This is a genomic window from Alteromonas sp. BMJM2, assembly GCF_027257845.1.
Taxonomy (GTDB): Bacteria; Pseudomonadota; Gammaproteobacteria; order Enterobacterales; family Alteromonadaceae; genus Alteromonas.
This window is the reverse complement of record NZ_JAPVOT010000055.1, coordinates 1-1,448: the sequence shown is the minus strand read 5'-3', so window position 1 is coordinate 1,448 and position 1,448 is coordinate 1. Positions and strand designations below refer to the sequence as shown.

Genomic DNA, 1,448 nt, shown 5'->3' with positions numbered 1-1,448 from the left:
TTTTTTGTTTGCCCAGCGAAGCTGGCAAACCCGTCAGGTTGGAAGAAACCTGAATCACCCTGACTGAGGGGAAGATAATCTGAATGGCAAGGGCGTTGTTGGCCAACGACAGGGTCCGAAGGAAGCCATAGGAAGTTAGAGGTACACAACGAAAGTGAACCTGATTCGGCAAGGCAGGAGGGTAAGCGTGCAAAATAGCGCGAAGCCCAATACTCGGTCAGTCCTGTTTTGTGTTTGAGGGTGGAATTTCTAACAGGGAGTCAGCGCAGTAACTGGGGAAGCCTGACACCGTCTCTGGTGATGAGCCAGAAGCATCTATGCGAGAGGAGACTCAAGGTAGGTGTTGGTGCGAGGTGGCAGATGAAGCCGTAGTAGTGAGTAAAGTTCGGCCTGTGAAAGCCAGTAATGGTGTGGAGGGTAAAACCGAACTGACCATCAGCAATGTTTGATGGCATCCTTATCAGCCAAAAGCGGTTAAGGATGGCGAAGGGCGGAAGTACATAGTCAGTCTGTGATGAGCAGATATTTTTTTTTAGTGGTACACGAATCGATTAGCTATCGACGTCTTTGTACTTGGTTTGTCGCGGAAGCGATAGACTGGCTACGAAACGGTACAAGGGAGTAATGTGGGCAACGTTGAGTAGATTGCCATTGGGCTAGCACGCTCAACATCCATGTGAAATAGACCAACACGAAGAGAAGGTATCGGCCCCCACACAGCACACTGTCTTCGAGAGGAAGTATGCGGGTTTATTATAGTTTGTACGGTCACTTGCTTAATAAAGCAAGACTGTTCAAGGGATTTAAAAAGGTATTCAAAGCGAAAGGCGCGGCCGGAATAGATGGGCAGAGCCTGAGTGTGTTTGCCTCAAATCTGGATAATGAACTTACACAGCTTCTTCTCGAACTCAAAACCAAACGCTATCAACCGCAACCGGTAAGGCGGGTAGTCATCCCGAAAGACGGGGGCGGTGAGCGTTTGTTGGGTATTCCAACGGTAAGGGATAGGGTCGTTCAACAGTGCTTAAATGACCTCCTAACCCCCATCTTCGAAGAGCAGTTCCATCCATCAAGCTTTGGTTATAGACCAAAGCGGAGCTGTCACGATGCCATCAACAAAGCCACGATGTTCATCCGTCGGTACAGGCGTCAACACGTGGTGGATATGGACCTGTCGAAGTGCTTTGATAAGCTGGACCATACGCTTATCATTAAGAGCATCAAAAGACGGGTCCGTGACGGCAGTGTACTGAACTTAATTGCTCAGTTCTTACAAAGTGGGGTGATGGTTGATGGGCATTGGCAGCAAACAGACACAGGCAGTCCGCAAGGCGGGGTGATAAGCCCCCTCATAGCGAACATCTATCTGGATGCGTTCGATGAGGAAATGAAACAACGTGGGCACCGCATAGTGCGCTATGCTGATGACATCCTTATCTTGTGTTGCA

General features: G+C 49.2%; 1 protein-coding gene. It reads left to right on the top strand.

The window, feature by feature from the left end; all coding sequences use genetic code 11:
* Positions 1 to 772: 772 nt before the first annotated feature.
* The coding region (gene ltrA, locus O9X84_RS19490) for a group II intron reverse transcriptase/maturase (protein ID WP_269521315.1) at positions 773 to 1,448 on the top strand (676 nt) is incomplete at its 3' end.